This window comes from Nocardia farcinica, assembly GCF_001182745.1.
In the GTDB taxonomy this organism is placed as follows: Bacteria; Actinomycetota; Actinomycetes; order Mycobacteriales; family Mycobacteriaceae; genus Nocardia; species Nocardia farcinica.
This window is the reverse complement of sequence record NZ_LN868938.1, coordinates 1,607,183-1,623,406: the sequence shown is the minus strand read 5'-3', so window position 1 is coordinate 1,623,406 and position 16,224 is coordinate 1,607,183. Positions and strand designations below refer to the sequence as shown.

The 16,224-nt window shown below is 71.9% G+C and carries 16 protein-coding genes and 1 riboswitch; of the genes, 7 read left to right on the top strand and 9 right to left on the bottom strand.

The window, feature by feature from the left end; all coding sequences use genetic code 11:
* Positions 1 to 46 precede the first annotated feature (46 nt).
* The 4 genes from ftsR to gcvP all read left to right on the top strand — a co-directional run bounded on the left by ftsR (position 47) and on the right by gcvP (position 5,355).
* Entirely contained in the window at positions 47 to 820 is a 774-nt protein-coding gene (gene ftsR / locus AMO33_RS07840) for a transcriptional regulator FtsR (protein WP_060593369.1), read from the top strand.
* Positions 821 to 965: 145 nt separating this feature from the next.
* The gene (locus AMO33_RS07835; protein ID WP_011209020.1) at positions 966 to 1,439 is read left to right on the top strand and encodes a bifunctional nuclease family protein; all 474 of its coding nucleotides are present in this window, start codon (positions 966 to 968) and stop codon (positions 1,437 to 1,439) included.
* A gap of 185 nt (positions 1,440 to 1,624) precedes the next feature.
* Complete coding sequence (locus AMO33_RS07830; protein WP_011209021.1) at positions 1,625 to 2,182, top strand: MerR family transcriptional regulator; 558 nt, start codon at positions 1,625 to 1,627, stop codon at positions 2,180 to 2,182.
* Positions 2,183 to 2,280: 98 nt separating this feature from the next.
* Positions 2,281 to 2,385: riboswitch (glycine riboswitch) on the top strand.
* 165 nt (positions 2,386 to 2,550) lie between these two features.
* Positions 2,551 to 5,355 carry an aminomethyl-transferring glycine dehydrogenase gene (gene gcvP, locus AMO33_RS07825; RefSeq protein WP_060591665.1) on the top strand — a complete coding sequence of 935 codons (2,805 nt, stop codon included), beginning with the start codon at positions 2,551 to 2,553 and terminating at the stop codon, positions 5,353 to 5,355.
* A gap of 4 nt (positions 5,356 to 5,359) precedes the next feature.
* Here the strand turns inward: gcvP and AMO33_RS07820 are convergent, their stop codons facing one another.
* A complete protein-coding gene (locus tag AMO33_RS07820) occupies positions 5,360 to 5,968 on the bottom strand; it encodes a TetR/AcrR family transcriptional regulator (RefSeq protein WP_228786976.1) in 609 nt (202 codons plus the stop codon).
* 72 nt (positions 5,969 to 6,040) lie between these two features.
* On the opposite strand from AMO33_RS07820, the gene AMO33_RS07815 reads away from it, so the two are divergent.
* Positions 6,041 to 7,516, top strand: coding sequence for an ABC-F family ATP-binding cassette domain-containing protein (locus AMO33_RS07815; protein WP_060593368.1), 1,476 nt, complete (start codon positions 6,041 to 6,043; stop codon positions 7,514 to 7,516).
* Positions 7,509 to 8,348 carry a Vgb family protein gene (locus AMO33_RS07810; protein WP_060591661.1) on the top strand — a complete coding sequence of 280 codons (840 nt, stop codon included), beginning with the start codon at positions 7,509 to 7,511 and terminating at the stop codon, positions 8,346 to 8,348. Before AMO33_RS07815 ends, AMO33_RS07810 begins: the two co-directional genes overlap by 8 nt.
* Positions 8,349 to 8,362: 14 nt before the next feature.
* Here the strand turns inward: AMO33_RS07810 and AMO33_RS07805 are convergent, their stop codons facing one another.
* The 5 genes from AMO33_RS07805 to AMO33_RS07790 all read right to left on the bottom strand — a co-directional run bounded on the left by AMO33_RS07805 (position 8,363) and on the right by AMO33_RS07790 (position 12,416).
* Positions 8,363 to 9,967 (bottom strand): VWA domain-containing protein, encoded by a 1,605-nt coding sequence (locus AMO33_RS07805; protein ID WP_060591659.1) that lies wholly within the window; start codon positions 9,965 to 9,967, stop codon positions 8,363 to 8,365.
* Between the two features lie 124 nt (positions 9,968 to 10,091).
* The gene (locus AMO33_RS07800; protein WP_011209027.1) at positions 10,092 to 10,364 is read right to left on the bottom strand and encodes a WhiB family transcriptional regulator; all 273 of its coding nucleotides are present in this window, start codon (positions 10,362 to 10,364) and stop codon (positions 10,092 to 10,094) included.
* A 38-nt stretch (positions 10,365 to 10,402) separates the two neighbouring features.
* Positions 10,403 to 10,936: an HNH endonuclease gene (locus AMO33_RS07795; protein WP_060591655.1), complete on the bottom strand. Its 534-nt coding sequence runs from the start codon at positions 10,934 to 10,936 to the stop codon at positions 10,403 to 10,405.
* Between the two features lie 50 nt (positions 10,937 to 10,986).
* Positions 10,987 to 11,109 (bottom strand): hypothetical protein, encoded by a 123-nt coding sequence (locus AMO33_RS32525; RefSeq protein ID WP_255266222.1) that lies wholly within the window; start codon positions 11,107 to 11,109, stop codon positions 10,987 to 10,989.
* A 176-nt stretch (positions 11,110 to 11,285) separates the two neighbouring features.
* Complete coding sequence (locus tag AMO33_RS07790; protein WP_060591652.1) at positions 11,286 to 12,416, bottom strand: acyl-CoA dehydrogenase family protein; 1,131 nt, start codon at positions 12,414 to 12,416, stop codon at positions 11,286 to 11,288.
* An 87-nt stretch (positions 12,417 to 12,503) separates the two neighbouring features.
* Between AMO33_RS07790 and AMO33_RS07785 the strand changes: the two genes are divergently transcribed.
* Positions 12,504 to 13,193: a winged helix-turn-helix transcriptional regulator gene (locus AMO33_RS07785; protein ID WP_060591650.1), complete on the top strand. Its 690-nt coding sequence runs from the start codon at positions 12,504 to 12,506 to the stop codon at positions 13,191 to 13,193.
* A gap of 25 nt (positions 13,194 to 13,218) precedes the next feature.
* Here the strand turns inward: AMO33_RS07785 and AMO33_RS07780 are convergent, their stop codons facing one another.
* Genes AMO33_RS07780 through AMO33_RS07770 form a run of 3 tightly spaced genes read right to left on the bottom strand, consistent with a single transcriptional unit; the run spans position 13,219 to position 16,198 of the window.
* Positions 13,219 to 14,511: an acyl-CoA dehydrogenase family protein gene (locus AMO33_RS07780; protein ID WP_060591648.1), complete on the bottom strand. Its 1,293-nt coding sequence runs from the start codon at positions 14,509 to 14,511 to the stop codon at positions 13,219 to 13,221.
* 2 nt (positions 14,512 to 14,513) lie between these two features.
* Positions 14,514 to 15,152: a TetR/AcrR family transcriptional regulator gene (locus AMO33_RS07775; protein WP_060593367.1), complete on the bottom strand. Its 639-nt coding sequence runs from the start codon at positions 15,150 to 15,152 to the stop codon at positions 14,514 to 14,516.
* Positions 15,149 to 16,198, bottom strand: coding sequence for a zinc-binding dehydrogenase (locus AMO33_RS07770; RefSeq protein WP_060591646.1), 1,050 nt, complete (start codon positions 16,196 to 16,198; stop codon positions 15,149 to 15,151). Before AMO33_RS07770 ends, AMO33_RS07775 begins: the two co-directional genes overlap by 4 nt.
* Positions 16,199 to 16,224: the final 26 nt, after the last annotated feature.

Here is a 16,224-nt window from a genome sequence, read left to right as displayed (position 1 = left end):
ACTCGGCGCGGTGACGGGCGCGGCGCAGCAGTGGGCACGCGGAGGCATGTCGATCGGCTCCGTGCTCGACCTGTTGCGGCCTGATTTCCCGGACGTCACGATCTCCAAGATCCGTTTCCTCGAATCCGAGGGCCTGATCCGTCCGGAGCGCACCCCCTCGGGGTACCGGCGGTTCTCGGTGGCCGACTGCGAGCGGCTGCGCTTCATCCTCACCGCGCAGCGCGACCAGTACCTGCCGTTGAAGGTGATCAAGGAGCAACTCGAGGCGATCGACAAGGGGGCGGCCACCCTCGGCGTGCGCGAGGCTCGCGCCAGGGCGCTGTCGAGCCGGGCGGGCGGCGCGGAGGCCCCGGCGGCCGGTGCCGGCTCGGCCGGCGGGCGCGGCGTACCCCGCAAACTGGGTGTGGTGCCCGACGAGGTATCGCCGGAGGAGTTGCGTGTCGATCACGAAATCCGGCTCACCCGAGCCGATCTGCTCGCCCAGGCGGGCATCGATGAACCCTTCCTCAACGACCTGATCCGTGCCGGGCTCATCACGCCCGGTCCCGCGGGCTTCTTCGACGGCGAGGCGGTGACCCTGGCCAAGACCGCCCGCGCGATGGCCGAATTCGGGCTGGAAGCGCGCCATCTGCGGGCGTTCAAACTGGCCGCCGACCGCGAGGCCGCGCTGCTGGCCCAGATCGCCGCGCCGATCGCCAAGAGCCGTGATGCCGGCGCCAGGGCCAGGGCCGAGGAGACGGTGCGGGAGCTGGCGGCGCTGTCGCTGACCCTGCACACGTCCCTGGTGAAGGCCTCGGTGCGGCACGCGCTCGGTAACTGAACCGCGCCGCCGTCGGCCGGGCAACACGCCCCGGGCGGCGGCACGGACCGATCGCAGCACCCCCGCCCGTTCGCTTAGACTCGGAGTTACGGCGAGCTCTGCAGCGGTTCGAGCCGGGCGGCCGGCGATTATGGGAGGCAGTGGCATGAGTGAAATGCGTGTGATCGGCATCCGCGTCGAGCAGCCACAGAACCAGCCGGTGCTGTTGCTTCGCGAGGTGTCCGGCGATCGGTATCTGCCGATCTGGATCGGACAGGCCGAGGCCACAGCCATCGTGCTCGAGCAGGAGGGGGTGACCCCGATCCGTCCGCTGACCCACGATCTGATCAAGATCATGATCACCGAGCTCGGACACACCCTCAAAGAAGTGCGGATCGTGGATCTGCAGGAGGGCACCTTCTACGCGGATCTGGTCTTCGACAACGATCTGCGGATTTCCGCGCGCCCCTCGGACTCGGTCGCGATCGCCCTGCGGGTCGGTTGCCCGATCTATGCCGAGGAGCCGGTGCTCGACGAGGCGGGACTGGTGATGCCCGACGAGCGCGAGGACGAAGTGGAGAAGTTCAAGGAGTTCCTGGAATCGGTCTCCCCGGACGATTTCAAGGCCACCGACAGCTGAATTTCTCGACCTGAAGTACAGCCTGAGACTTTTACCGCGCGTCGCGTTTGGTCCGATGATGCCATTCCCCGGACAATCGACGGGAGTAATCTCGATAGTTGGGCCGCGATCATCACGGTGCTCGCGGTCGTGACGGAGTCGGGTCATCGGTGCGGCCGGGCGTCGGCGGAGCAAGGGAGTGGTCAGTGGCAGAGCAATCGCAGGATGTGGTACAGCCAGGCCTGTTCCCGAACGACGCGGTGCCCGACGACCTGGTCGGCTATCGCGTGCCCAGCGCCTGTCAGGTGGCGGGGATCACTTACCGCCAACTCGACTACTGGGCGCGCACCGGGCTGGTCGTGCCCTCGATCCGCGGCGCCGCGGGCTCGGGGAGTCAGCGGCTCTACTCGTTCAAGGACATCCTGGTCCTGAAGATCGTCAAGCGGCTGCTGGACGCGGGCATCTCGTTGCAGAACATCCGCATCGCGGTCGACCACCTGCGCAGCCGCGGCGTGGAGGATCTGGCGGGCATCACGCTGTTCTCCGACGGCACCTCGGTCTACGAATGCACCTCGCCGGAAGAGGTCGTCGATTTACTGCAGGGCGGCCAGGGCGTGTTCGGGATCGCGGTCTCCGGCGCCATGCGTGAGCTCACCGGCGTCATCGCGAATTTCCCCGCCGAACGGGCGACCGCGGCCACCGAGCGGCCGGAAGACGAATTGGCCTACCGTCGCAAGGCGCGGATGAACCGGGCCACCGGATAGGCGGACAGTGCCGATCGCTGTCCGTTCGCGGGAGTGACGAGCGCGACATCGGAGTCGGCGCGTGGTTTCGGCACCGCGCGCCTTACACTGACGGTGCGTCGCGCCGTGCGGGAGAGTCCCGGTCTCAGTCTCAGCCGAGTCCGGGCGCCGAAGGAGCAGCACCTCCCCGTCAATCTCTCAGGCAACCGGACCGTGCGGCTTTCGACGCCTCTGGAAAGCGGTGGTCCGCGCGCTGACGCGGGTGCGCCCGCCCACGGGGAAAGGGGGCCGGCAGCGCGTCGGCATCCCGAATCTCTCAGGCATCACGACAGAGGGGGAGGGCCGGTACCCGTCGACACCGTCGACCCGCCCGACCTGGAGTTGCCGCCGTGACCCGATCCTTCGCCGACCGCCACATCGGACCCGATGCCGCCGAACTGTCCCGGATCCTCGAGGTCGTCGGGGTCGACTCCCTCGACGCGCTGGCCGCGGCCGCGCTGCCCGCGAGCATCCTCGACGACGCAGGCGCGGGCCCGCTGGCCGCATTGCCGCCCGCGGTGAGCGAGCACGAGGCGCTGGCCGAACTGGCCGCCCTCGCGCAGTCCAACACCGTGACGACCTCGATGATCGGCCTCGGCTACTACGACACGCTGACTCCGCCGGTGCTGGTGCGCAACCTGCTGGAGAACCCCGCGTGGTACACCGCCTACACCCCGTACCAGCCCGAGATCAGCCAGGGCAGGCTCGAGGCACTGCTCAACTTCCAGACGATGGTGTCGGATCTGACCGGGATGGAGGTCGCCAACGCCTCCATGCTCGACGAGGCCACCGCGGCCGCGGAAGCGATGACGTTGCTGCGCCGCGCGGGCCGCTCCCGATCGAACCGGCTGCTGATCGATGCCGACCTGTTCCCGCAGACCCGCACGGTGCTGCACACCCGGGCCGAGCCGCTGGGCATCGAGATCGTCGAGGCCGACCTGGCCGCCGCCGGACTGCCCGAGGGAGAGTTCTTCGGTGTGATCGTCCAGGTGCCCGGCGCGTCCGGCCGGGTGGTGGACTGGACCGCGCTCATCGCGGCGGCCCACGAGCGCGGCGCGCTGGTCGCCGCGGGCGCCGACCTGCTGGCCATGACGCTGATCGTCCCACCCGGTGAGCAGGGCGCCGACGTGTGCTTCGGCACCACCCAGCGCTTCGGCGTGCCGATGGGCTTCGGTGGTCCGCACGCGGGCTATCTGGCGGTGCGCAGCGCCCACGCGCGGCAGTTGCCGGGCCGGTTGGTCGGTGTCTCCAAGGACGCCGACGGCAATCCCGCCTACCGCCTGGCCCTGCAGACCCGCGAGCAGCACATCCGCCGGGAGAAGGCGACCTCCAACATCTGCACCGCCCAGGTGCTGCTGGCGATCGTGGCCGCGATGTACGCCTGCTACCACGGCGCCGACGGGCTGCGCGCCATCGCGCGCCGGGTGCACGGCCATGCCGCGCGGATCGCCGGGGCGCTCGGGGAGGCGCTGGTGCACGACACCTACTTCGACACCGTGCTGGCGCGGGTGCCCGGCCACGCCGAAGCCGTCGTCGCCAAGGCCGCCGCCTGCGGGATCACGCTGCGCCTGGTCGACCCCGATCACGTCGCGGTCGCCTGCGACGAGGCCACCACCGACGCGCACGTCGAGGCCGTGCTCGACGCGTTCGGCGTGGCGCCCGCCGAGCCGGTGGACGCGGGCATCGCCACCCGGACCTCGGAGTTCCTGACCCATCCGGCGTTCACCCGCTACCGCACCGAGACCGCGATGCTGCGCTACCTGCGATCGCTGTCGGACAAGGACATCGCCTTGGACCGCAGCATGATTCCGCTGGGCTCGTGCACCATGAAGCTCAACGCGACCGCCGAGATGGAGCCGATAACCTGGCCCGGCTTCGCCAAGCTGCACCCCTACGCACCGGTCGAGCACGCCCCCGGCCTGCTGAAGCTGATCGGTGATCTGGAGAGCTGGCTGGCCGAGATCACCGGCTACGACGCGGTGAGCCTGCAACCGAACGCGGGCAGCCAGGGCGAGTACGCGGGCCTGCTGGCGATCCGCCGCTACCACCTCGACCGCGGCGACACCCATCGCGACACCTGCCTGATCCCGTCCAGCGCGCACGGCACCAACGCGGCCTCCGCCGCGATGGCGGGGCTGCGGGTGGAGGTGGTCAAGTGCCGCGAGAACGGTGACGTCGACCTCGACGACCTGCGCGCCAAGATCACCGACCACGCCGAGCGGCTGGCGTGCATCATGATCACCTACCCGTCCACGCACGGCGTCTACGAGCACGAGATCGCCGAACTGTGCGCGCTGGTGCACGACGCGGGCGGGCAGGTCTACGTCGACGGCGCGAACCTCAACGCGTTGGTCGGGCTGGCCAGGCCGGGCCGTTTCGGCGGCGACGTCAGCCACCTGAACCTGCACAAGACCTTCTGCATCCCGCACGGCGGCGGTGGTCCCGGTGTCGGGCCGGTCGCGGTGCGCGCGCACCTGGCGCAGTACCTGCCCGGCGACCCGCTGGAATCGGAGTCGCACGCGGTCTCGGCGGCGCGCTACGGCTCGGCCTCGATCCTGCCGATCACCTGGGCCTACATCCGGATGATGGGCGCCGAGGGGCTGCGCAAGGCGACGCTGACGGCGATCGCCTCGGCCAACTACCTGGCGCGCAGGCTCGACGAGTACTTCCCGGTGCTCTACACCGGCGAGAACGGCATGGTCGCCCACGAGTGCATCCTGGATCTGCGCGAGCTGACCAAGCGCACCGGCGTCACCGTCGACGATGTGGCGAAGCGCTTGGCCGACTACGGTTTCCACGCACCGACGATGAGCTTCCCGGTGGCGGGCACCCTCATGGTGGAGCCCACCGAGAGCGAGAACCTCGCTGAGCTGGACGAGTTCGTGGCGGCGATGATCGCCATCCGTGCCGAGATCGATCAGGTCGGCGCGGGCGTGTGGCCCGCCGAGGACAACCCGCTGCGCGGCGCCCCGCACACCGCCGAGTGCCTGGTCGGCGAGTGGACGCACCCGTACTCGCGCGAAATCGCGGTCTACCCACGGGGTCTCGGCCACGCCAGGGCCAAGGTGTGGCCCGCGGTGCGGCGCATCGACGGCGCGTACGGCGACCGGAACCTGGTGTGCTCGTGCCCGCCGCTCGAGGCGTACGCGGAATAGCCGATCAGGACCGGCCCGGTGCGCGATCGAGCAGCCCGGCGCGGGCGGCCGCGATCGCGGTGTCGGCGGCGTGCCGGGTCAGTGTCTCGTCCACGGGTTCGTGGGTGATGAGCAGGCGGTGGAACACCGGCGCGATGGCGTAGCGGACCACCGCCTCCGGGTCGACCTCGGGCCCGAGCTCGCCGCGGGCGACGGCGCGGCGCACGATCTCGGCGGATTGGTGGTGGCGGGCGCGGTAGAACGCCCGCAGCGCCGTCGCGGCGTCGGGGTTCTGCAGTGCCGCGGTGACGAACGCGGTGGCGACCGGTCCGGCGTCGGGGTCGGTGAATCCGGTGTGCACGGCGGCGGTGAGGGCGCGCAGATCCGCGGTGAGATCACCGGTGTCGGGCAGCGGCCATGCCTCCTCGGCCGCCAGTTCGAGTGCGTCGGCGACCAGTCCGGCGGGGGAGCCCCACCGGCGATAGACGGTGGTCTTGTGGACGCCGGAGCGCTGCGCGACGTTGTCGATCGTCAGCCCGGCGTAGCCGTGCGCGACGAGCTCGTCGAGGGTGGCCTGCCGCACGGCCGCGCGCACGCGCGCGCTGCGGCCGCCGGGGCGCTTCGTGGTCTCCAAAGACAACTCCTGTTGCATTAATTGAGTGGTGGGTCTATCTTAAAGCTACACACGTAGCGATTGGAGAACCACCTGACCACTCAGCTGTCTTTGCGGACCATCGAGAAGTCCTACGGCGCCCGGGTCGTGCTCGACGGAGTGTCCCTGTCGATCCGGCCCGGCGAGCGGGTGGGCGTCGTCGGGGAGAACGGCTCCGGCAAGTCCACCCTGGTGCGGATCATGGCCGGGCTCGAGGCGCCCGACGACGGCGAGGTCGTCTGCTCCGCGCCCGGCGGCGTCGGGCACCTCGCGCAGACGCTCGACGCCGAGACCGTCGGCGCCGCCATCGATGCCGCGCTCGCGGACGTGCGCGAACTCGCCCGGCGGATGGAGATCGCCGCCGAAGCCCAGGACATGGCCGGCTACGGCGAACTGCTCACCGCGTTCGAGGCGCGGGACGGGTACGAGGCCGACCTCCGGGTCGACCAGGCGCTGCACGGGCTCGGCCTGGGACACCTCGACCGCGACCGCCCGCTGACGGCGCTCTCCGGCGGGGAGCGGGCCCGGTTGGCACTGGCCTGCCTGCTGGCCGCCTCCCCGGAGATCCTGCTGTTGGACGAGCCGACCAACCACCTCGACGACGCCGCGCTGACGTGGCTGGAAGAGCGGCTGCGCGGCCATCGCGGCACGGTCGTGGTGGTCTCGCACGACCGGGTGTTCCTGGATCGCGTGGCCACCGCGATCGTGGAGGTGGCCGACGGCGGCGTCACCCGGTTCGGCGGCGGCTATTCCGGATTCCTGGCCGAGCAGGCGGCGGCGCGGCAGCGCTGGGAGCAGGAGTACGCCCGCTGGTGCGCCGAGATCGAGCGATTGCGCGAGTTCTCCCGCGACACGGCGCACCGCGTGGCGGTGGGCCGGGCCATGCGTGACAACAACAAGATGGCCTACGACCGCAATGCCGGGCGGGTGCAGAGCTCGGTGTCCTCGCGGGTGCGCCAGGCCGCGGAGAAGGTGCGCCGCCTCGAGGCCGACCCGGTGCCGCGGCCGCCGGAGCCCCTGCGGTTCCGCGCGGGATTCCGTGCCGCGCAGCCGAAGTCGTTCGATCTCGGCGTGCTGACCCTGGGCCCGCGGGATCGGCTGCTGATCCACGGTCCCAACGGCGCGGGCAAGTCGACGCTGCTGGACCGGCTCTACGCCACGGCGCCGGGCCGGGTCGGCTACCTGCGCCAGGAGGAGACGTTCGATCCCGAGCAGACCGTGCTCGCCGCCTACGGACGCGGGCGGGCGGCGCTGCTGGCCACCGGCCTGTTCGCGGCCGAAACGCTGGATGTGCGGGTGGGGGCGTTGTCGGAGGGGCAGCGGCGCAGGCTGGCGCTGGCCAGGCTGCTCGCCGGCGAGCACGACCTGCTGTTGCTCGACGAGCCGACCAACCACCTGTCGCTCCGGTTGGTCGAGGAGCTGGAACAGGCGCTGGCCGAGTACCGCGGCGCGGTCGTCGTCGTGACCCACGATCGTGGGCTGCGGCGCCGCTTCCGCGGGGTGCAGAAGGGAGTGTGGGAGTTTGCCTGAGATCCTCGAGGTGGTCGACGTCGACGGTGGCCCGTACGGGGTGACCGTGGACGAGACGGACACGCTGTGGTTCACCCTCGCGGCCCGCGGCGCCGTGGGCCGGCTGGTCGACGGCACGGTCGAGACCGTCGCGCTCGACCCCGCGGACGGCTCGCCCACGGTGATCGTGGCCGAGGGGGACGGCGCGTGGTTCACCGAGTTCCGCGGAAACCGGATCGGCCGCGTGGAGGCGAACGGCGCCCTGTCCTTCCTGGCCGCCGAGTCGCCGTACGGGCTGTGCCGGGCGGGCGACGGCGGGCTCTGGTACACCGAACTGTCCGCGGGCGGCGTGGTCCACCGGGCACCCGACGGCACCGCGACCCGGTACGCGGTCGAGGGAATGCCGTCGATGATCGCCGAGGCCGCGGACGGGACGGTGTTCGTCACCCTCAACCAGGGCAACGCCGTCGCCCGCATCGCCCCGGACGGGCAGGTGCGCACCACCGCCCTGCCCACCGCAGGGGCCGGACCGGTCGGCCTCGCCACGGCCGCCGACGGCGCCTGGTTCGTCGAACTGCTCGCCGGTCAGCTCGGGCACGTCGACCGGGACGGGACCGTCACCGAACATCCGCTGCCGGACCGCGACGCGCGCCCGCACGCGGTGGTGGTCGCCCCGGACGGCACGGTGTGGTTCACCGAGTGGGCCGCCGCGCGCCTCGGCCGCCGCACCGCCGACGGCGAGATCACCGAGCTGGCGCTGCCCGGCGCCGAACCGCACGGACTGACCGTGGCGCCGGACGGGACGCTGTGGGTGGCGATGGAGTCCGGCGCGCTGGTGCACGTCCGTCCCTGACGGCGCCGGCCGGCCTAGGTCGTCGTCAGCGCCTGCGCCATCGCGGTGCCGAAGGCCAGGTCGTTCGAGGTGGGCACCGTGGTGTAGGTGCCGCCGGTGCGTTCGGCGGCGGTCTGCAGGGTGTCGGTGCCCGCGCCGCCCACCACGATGACGTCGATGCGGACCGGGCGGGCGGGGTCGGCGGCGGCGGCGAGATCGGCGAGCAGCTGCGGCCCGGTGACCGCGGAGTCGTCGTCGGGGCCGTCGGTGACGAGTAGGACGGTGTTGGTGCGGCCCGCCTGGTGGTTCTGCACGGCCTGGCGGTAGGCCGCCAACAGCGTGGGGTAGGCCTGGTCGGGGCGGGTGTCGGTGGCGCGCACCGAGGACAGCGCCTGATCGACGGCGGCGCGCTGGGCGTCGGTGAGCAGGCCGGTGGGGGCCTGGACCTCGTAGGGCCGGTTGCCGTCGAGGTTCTTGCCGAAGGTCCACACGCCGAGACCGAAGTCGGGCGGCATGACGGTCATGGTGGAGCGCAGCGCGCCCAGGGTGTTGGCCAGGCGGGTGGTCGAGCCCTCGGTGGTGGCCATGCTGGCGGAGACGTCCACCAGCACGGTGGCATGGACGCCGAGGACCGGGTTGGCGAGGGTGGCGCGCACCGTCTCCAAGGCCGCCCGGTCCGCGCCCGCGCCGGTCGGTGCGGGGGTGGCGGTGAATCCGGCGGTGGTGAAGAACGCGGCCTGGTCGGGGTGGCGCAGGTAGTCGACGAACATGCCCGCGGCCAGGTTCTGGGTCTGGTCCACCCACGGGCCGGACAGCAGCGCGGCCGGGTGGTCGGCGACCGGTGTGGTCCCGGCGGGCCGGAACGCGGTGAGCTGCGGGTGCGCCGCGATTTGCTGTTCGGTTGCGGCCACCGCGTGCACGGGTGCGTTCCCGCCTCCGGCGGCGGCCAGCGCGGCCGCGGTGTCCCCGGCGTCGGGCGCACCGACGGCCAGCCCGGAGACGGCGGCGACCGCCTGCCCGGACGCGGCGCCGGACTCGGTCAACGGTTCCTCGCCCGCGACCGCCGCCGCGACGGAGGTCGCGACCGCCAGGGCGGCGTCCCCCTCGGGCAGCGCCAGCCGCAGCCCGCCCCACCCGGACAGCCCGAACTCGTCGAGCGAACCCTGTTGCAGCCGAGGCAGATCGGCCCACGCGACGTTCGCCTGCGCCAGTGCGGCGCGCAACGGCTCCGGCACCGCGAGCGCGACGGGCGTGGCGGCGATCGGCGACGGCTCACCGGCGACCAGCCCCGGCACCCGCATCGCCTCGACCGAGCGCGAGGAGTCCGGAATCCACAGTGCCGGTTGCGGTCCCAGCGTGCTGTTCCACGGGCCACCCGCGCGGAAGGCCTCGACGACCGCCGCCGAGGGTTGCGCGGTGACGGTCACCGTCACGCAGTGGTCGCGCACCTGCGGATCGGTGGCGTTGTACTTCTCCGCGATGGCACGCACCGGCGCCTCGATCCCGGGGTCGACCGTGACGGAGACCGTCGCCGACCCTTCGACACAGTCGGCCGCGGCCGCGCTGTCGCGCTCGGCCGCCCGGTCCCGGAACTGGAACCACGCGAAGACCGCCGCGACCAGCAGCAGAACGGCAACCACTGCGATAACCGGACCTTTGCTGACGCCCCGGGATCGGGTTCCGCTGCGATGAGTGCCCACGGGGCAACAGTGTATGGTCACCCGCTCGGGCAGGCCCCGCGAGGGACTGATCCCGGTTACCCGGTCACTCGCGCACCAGGCGGCCGCGATCGAACTCCGACCCGCCCCACACCCCGGACTGTCCGGTCTCGGCCGCGAACTCGCCGCAGGCCACCCGGATCGGGCAGCCCGCGCAGATGGCGCGGGCGTAGTCGAAGTCCTCCGACGGGTACGGGAACCACGCGTCGTGGTTGGGGTCGCCGCGGCAGGCGGCGCGGTGCCAGCCTCGCGCGTCGGAGAGCGGCAGCAGCTCGGTGAGCGCCCGCTGCGCCGCGCTCGGTAGGGTTCGGACGGTCATCGTGTTCGCTCCTCTCCGTGCGGATTCGCGTGAAGTCCTCACGCGGACAACTGCTTCCAGATGCGCCGCTGGCGCTTGCCGAAGTGGTCGGGCGCCTTGGGCTGCCACAGCAGCCGCATGCCCGCCTCCTCCGGGGTGCGGTCGGCCTTGCGGGTGTTGCAGGGCGCGCAGCAGGCGACGAGGTTGTCCCAGGTGTTGGGGCCGCCCCGGCTGCGCGGGCGGATGTGGTCGACGGTGTGCGCCCAGTCGGCGCAGTACCCGCACCGGTTGCCGTCGCGGCGCAGCACACCGGCCAGGGTGGCGCGGCTGTCGTCGTGCACCACCGCGGCGTGCCCGAGGAACACGTAGTGCCGCAGCCGGATGGTCTGCGGCAGCGCGATCTCGAGTCGCTGCGACCGGATCGGCAGATAGGGCTCGCGGTCGGCGATCGACTCGGCGATCCCGCTGATCAGCAGCACCACGGCCCGGTCGGCGGTGACCTCGGTCAGCGCCTCGTAGGAGGCGTTGAGCACGAGTACGCGGGTGTGTATCCAGTTGTCGGCGGTCACCTCGGGGACGGCAGCGGGCAGCATGGGGCTCACCATGTTTCGTGGGGAAAGTGGGAAGGGCGGCGGGACGCGGCTCAGGCGCCGTGTTGTCCGGCGATGCCGGGCACGCCGGGGACACGGCGGGCGACCGCGCGGCGTTCGCTCGACATCCCCTGCGGCGACGGCAGATCCGTCGGATTCGATGGATACGAACGCATGGTCACCCCCTTCCCGGTCCTGGTGGTCGCGGCCGGTCCGGCCGGGCGCGACATCGTGGAATGCCATGGTGGCACAGGGCATACGGCTCTGTCGGCTCATTTTCTCCGCGGTCGGGCCGACGCACGACGAACGCCTCGCCCCGGTGCGGGGGCGAGGCGTTCGCGCCGGTCGGGTGTCAGCCCAACGGGCCGTGTCCGAGCAGCACGTTGCCGGTGAACCGCAGCTGTTTGGCGCGGGGGAGCGGATGGAAGAGGATGCCATGCACGTCGCGGTAGCGACGCTCGATGTCGCAGGACCGCGAGTAGCCGAGCCCCCCGACGGTCTCCATCGCCAGCCGGACGGTGGTCACCAACTGGTCGCCCGCCACGGTCTTGCGGCTCAGGATCGCCGCGGCGTGCGCGTCGGTGTTGTCGAAGCCCAGGTCGTCGGAGGCGGCGAACATCGCGTCCACCAGGTCGGCGGCGGTGGTGTGGGCGTTGGCCATCTCACCGGTCAGTGCGATCACGTGATCGTCGGTGCGTCCGCGCACGAGAGCGAGCGCGGTGTCCACCGCACCGTCGGCGATGCCCAGGTAGGCGGCGGTGATGAGCGGCATGGCCGCGCCCATCACGATGTTGAGCAGCGGCGGCCACACGTCGGCCGGGCGGATCAGCGACACCGCGGCATCGGGGACGAACACGTCCTCGAGCACGACGGTGTGCGATCCGGTGGCGCGCAGGCCCAGGGTGTCCCAGGTCTGTTCGATCCGCACGCCCGGCGCGTTCAGCGGCACCGCGCAGTGCAGCACCCGCGCGCCCTCCGGAGCGTCCCACCGGATGCTGGTCACCAGGATGGTGCCGACCTCGCACCCGCTGGCCGGTGCCTTGCGGGCGGACACGCGATAGCCGCCCTCGACCCGCTCGGCCCGGCCGTTGGAGGCCACCCAGTCCGAGGCGCCGGTGCTCACCAGGATCGCCCCGGCCCCCACCTTCCCGAGCACCCCGGAGGCGTCGGCGCCGTGCTTGTGCCGCCACACCTGGGCGGCGACGAGGTGGCAGTGCATGGCGAAGGCGACCGCGGTGCTCGGGTCGTGGCGGCCGAGTTCGCGCAGTATCGCGCCGATCTCGGCGTGGGTGGCCCCGCCCCCGCCGAATTCGACCGGCACGCCCGCGGCGGTCAGGCCGTGCTCGCGCAGTGTGTCGACGGCGGTGGGGGAGATGACGCCGGTGCGGTCGCGGTCGGCGACCTCGGGGCGCAGCGTCGCACCGACCGCGCGGGCGCGATCGATCCAGTTCACGGTGGTCTCGGGAGCGGCGAAAGTAGTCATGTTTCGAAGCTAGGAACCGGCGCGATAACCGGATAGTCCAGGAAATGGACCGTCCCGGTCCCGAATCACGACCTCCGAGGTGAGCCGATGCCGAGCCCGACCGCAGCCTACGGCCAGTACTGTCCGATCGCGCGCGCCCTGGATCTGCTCGGCGAGCGCTGGTCGCTGTTGATCCTGCGGGATCTGCTGCTGGGCAGCACCCGCTTCAACGACCTGTCCCGGGGCCTGCCCGGCCTGTCCCGCAGCCTGCTCGCCAAGCGGCTGCGCCAGTTCGAGCGGGCCGGCCTGGTCGAGAAGGTCGGCCTCCGGTACGTGCCGACCCAGGCGGGCCTGGATCTCGAGCCGGTGCTGTTCGGGCTCGCCGAGTGGGGCGCGAGCTGGAGTTTCGGCGCACCCGACCCGGCCGAACTCGACGCCGACCTGCTGGTGTGGTGGATGCACACCCGGCTCGACACCACCGGACTGCCGGGGCTGCGGCAGGTGTTCGCGGTGCGCTTCACCGACGACGCGCGGCGCTACTGGATCGTCGTCGACCGCGGCGCGCCGTCGGTGTGCGTGACCGACCCGGGCTTCCCGGTCGACGTCACCATCCGGTCCGATGTGGCCTCGCTCTACCAGGTGTGGCTGGGCCGCCTCCCGATCGGGCACGCGCAGCGCACCGGCCGCCTGGAATTCCTCGGCCCGCCCGCGCTCACCCGTCGCATGTCGACCATCCTGCGGCTGAGCCCGGTGGCCGCGTACTCGGCCACTCCGCTGCGGATGGCGGAGACCGCGTGAGCCGGAGGCCCCGGGCGCGCCGGCCTCACAGGTTGCCGACGACGTGCTCGAGGCGCTCGGCAAGGTATTCGCGCGCCTGCTCGCGCAGCGCCGGACGGTAGCCGCTCGGATACACCGGGTCGCCGGGCGCGTAGTTCTTCAGCACCTCCTTGGCGAGGGTGATCTTGTGCACCTCGGTCGGCCCGTCGGCCAGGCCCATCACCTCGGCGTAGGTGAGCATGTCCACGAACGGCAGGTCGGTGCTCACGCCGATGGCACCGTGCAGGTGCAGGGCCCGCTGGGCGATGTCGTGCATGACCTTGGGCATCGCGACCTTGATGGCGGCGATGTCCTTGCGCACCTTCAGGTAGTCCTGCTCCTTGTCGATACGCCAGGCGGTGCGCAGCACCAGCAGGCGGAACTGCTCCATCTCGATCCAGCTGTCGGCGATGCGCTCCTGGGTCATCTGCAGGGCCGCCAGCGGGCGGCCGTTGCGCATCTCCCGGGAGACCGCGCGCTCGCACATCATGTCGAAGGCCTTGCGCACCAACGCCACCGTGCGCATGGCGTGGTGCACCCGGCCGCCGCCGAGGCGGGTCTGGGCGACGACGAAGCCCTGGCCCTCCGCGCCGAGCAGGTGGTCGGCGGGCACCCGCACGTCGGTGAAGCGCAGGTGTCCCTCGTGCTCGCTGAACCCGGGGACGTGGAAGTTCTTGACGATCTCCAGTCCGGGCGTGCCCGCGGGCACGATGAACATCGACATGCCCTGGTACGGGCTGACGTCGGGGTCGGTGACCACCATGACGATGTGGAAGCTCGCGAACTCGGCGTTGGAGTTGAACCACTTCTCGCCGTTGATGACCCAGTGGTCGCCGTCGCGCACCGCGCGGGTCTTGAACAGGGTGGGGTCCGAGCCGCCGGTCGGTTCGGTCATCACGTAGCAGGAGCCGATCTCGCCGTCGAGCAGCGGCCGCAGATACTTCGCCTTCTGCTCGGGGGTCCCGTAGTGGGCGAGGATCTCGGCGTTGCCGGAATCCGGCGCCTGACAACCGAACACCGACGGCGCCCACACCGACGTGCCGAGCACCTCGTTGAGCAGGGCCAGCTTCATCTGGCCGTAGCCGGGACCGCCGAGCTCGGGGCCGAGGTGGCAGGCCCACAGCCCCTGCTCCTTCACCTTCTCCTGCAAGGGCCGCACCAGCGCCATGGCCGCGGTGTCGGAGCGGTCGTAGGGATTCGGGTAGATCAGGTCGAGGGGCTCGACGTCGGTGCGGACGAACTCGGCGGCCCAGTCCAGCTTCTGCTGGAACTCCGGGTCGGTTTCGAAATCCCAAGCCATGGTCAGCCTTTCGTGTGGGAGATGGTGACGACACCGTCGAGGACGGTGGCGGCGAGGATGTCGGCGATCTCGGCGGGGGTGCGTCCGCCGTGCGGGCGATACCAGAGGGTGACGGTGTTGAGCATGCCGAGCACGCTGTTGGTGACCACGTGGTCGGCGGTGCGCAGCAGACCGGCGGCGTGGCCGGCGTCGAACACCCGCTGCCAGCGTGCCTGGATGCGGTCGCGCAGTTCCTGGAGTTGCGCGGCCCGCTCGCCGGTCAGGGCGCCGACATCGCGCAGCTGGATGGCGACCTCGCGGCGGTGCCGGACGATCAGGACGACGTGGCTGCGGATCAGCTTGCGCAGTTTCGCCACCGGGTCGTCGTCGCCGTCGGTGATGCGTTCGGCGTCGGCGAGCATCAGCGCGGTGTAGCCGTGCAGGATCTGCCACAGCAGCTCTTCCTTGGAGCCGATGTGGTAGTACAGCGCCCCGCGTTGCACGTCGGCGCGGTCGCCGATCTCGGCGACGCCGGTGCCGTGGAAACCCTTCTCCGCGAACAGCTCCACCGCGGCGCGCACGATGCGCTCACGGGTGTCGGCGGCGCCGGCCGCCGAGGCGGGTGGCCTGCCGCGGCGGCGGGTGCGCGTCTGCTCGCTCATCGCCACGGGTCGAGCACGACCTTGCACACGTCGTCGGCGCGGTCGGCGAACATCCGGTAGGCCCGCGCCCCGGCCGACATCGGCAGCCGGTGCGACACCACCACCTCGGGGCGTAGCCTGCCCGCGGCCGTGAGACTCAGCAGGGCGGGAAGTTCGTACTGCACCGAGCACAGGCCGATGTGGAACTCGAGTTCCTTGACCTGCGCGAGCGGCAGATGGAACGGGAACGCCCGGTTCTGGCTGACGCCCACGACGGCGACCCGGCCACGGTGGCCGACCACGGCGGTCGCCAGCGCGATGGTGGCGTCGGCGCCCACGGCCTCCAACGCGACGTCGGCGCCGCCGCCGAGCATCTCGCGCACGGCCTGCTTGGGATCGTCGCCCTCGACCGGTTCCGCGCCGAGTGCGGCGGCGCGGGCGCGCCGGTCGGCGACCAGGTCGACGCCGAGCACCCGGGCCGCCCCCATCACGAACGCGGCCTGCACGGCCATCAGCCCGACCGGACCGAGACCGATCACCACCACCGTGTCGCCCGGGGCGATCCGTGCGCGCCGGGCGCCGTACCAGGCGGTGGGGGCGTTGTCGGTGAGCACGACCGCCGCCTCGTCACCGATCGCGTCCGGCAACCGGACCAGGTTGCCGCCGGCGTGCGGCACCGCCAGCAGCTGCGCCTGCGCACCGGCCAGTGCCCCGCCCAGCCCGTAGCACGCGTCCACCGGCAGCGGCTGCCGCGCACACGCCGCCACGACGCCGGCCCGGCAGTTCCCGCACCGGTCGCAGCCCGCGGAGGCGGGCACCAGCACCCGGTCGCCGACCGACAACCCGTGCGCCTGCGGCCCGAGCTCCACGACCTGCCCGACCGCCTCGTGCCCGACGCCGTACCCGGTGCCCGGGGTGAAGCCGTGACCCCCGTAGATGTGCAGATCGCTGCCGCAGATCCCGGCCGCCGTCACGCGCACGATCGCGCCGTCCGGGCCGGGCAGGGCCGGAACGTCCACCTCGGTGCACGAAATCGCTTGCGGCCCCGCGTAGGTCAGTGCTTTCACGCCGTCCCGCCGTTCGCCTCGGTGCC

Excerpts from the sequence above, each read along its gene's own strand:
- ftsR (WP_060593369.1), top strand. The coding sequence starts at position 47 with ATGTCGATCGGCTCCGTGCTCGACCTGTTGCGGCCTGATTTCCCGGAC.
- AMO33_RS07835 (WP_011209020.1), top strand. The coding sequence starts at position 966 with ATGAGTGAAATGCGTGTGATCGGCATCCGCGTCGAGCAGCCACAGAAC.
- AMO33_RS07800 (WP_011209027.1), bottom strand. The coding sequence starts at position 10,364 with ATGACCGTCCGAACCCTACCGAGCGCGGCGCAGCGGGCGCTCACCGAG.
- AMO33_RS07795 (WP_060591655.1), bottom strand. The coding sequence starts at position 10,936 with ATGCTGCCCGCTGCCGTCCCCGAGGTGACCGCCGACAACTGGATACAC.
- AMO33_RS32525 (WP_255266222.1), bottom strand. The coding sequence starts at position 11,109 with ATGCGTTCGTATCCATCGAATCCGACGGATCTGCCGTCGCCGCAGGGG.
- AMO33_RS07790 (WP_060591652.1), bottom strand. The coding sequence starts at position 12,416 with ATGACTACTTTCGCCGCTCCCGAGACCACCGTGAACTGGATCGATCGC.
- AMO33_RS07785 (WP_060591650.1), top strand. The coding sequence starts at position 12,504 with ATGCCGAGCCCGACCGCAGCCTACGGCCAGTACTGTCCGATCGCGCGC.
- AMO33_RS07780 (WP_060591648.1), bottom strand. The coding sequence starts at position 14,511 with ATGGCTTGGGATTTCGAAACCGACCCGGAGTTCCAGCAGAAGCTGGAC.
- AMO33_RS07775 (WP_060593367.1), bottom strand. The coding sequence starts at position 15,152 with ATGAGCGAGCAGACGCGCACCCGCCGCCGCGGCAGGCCACCCGCCTCG.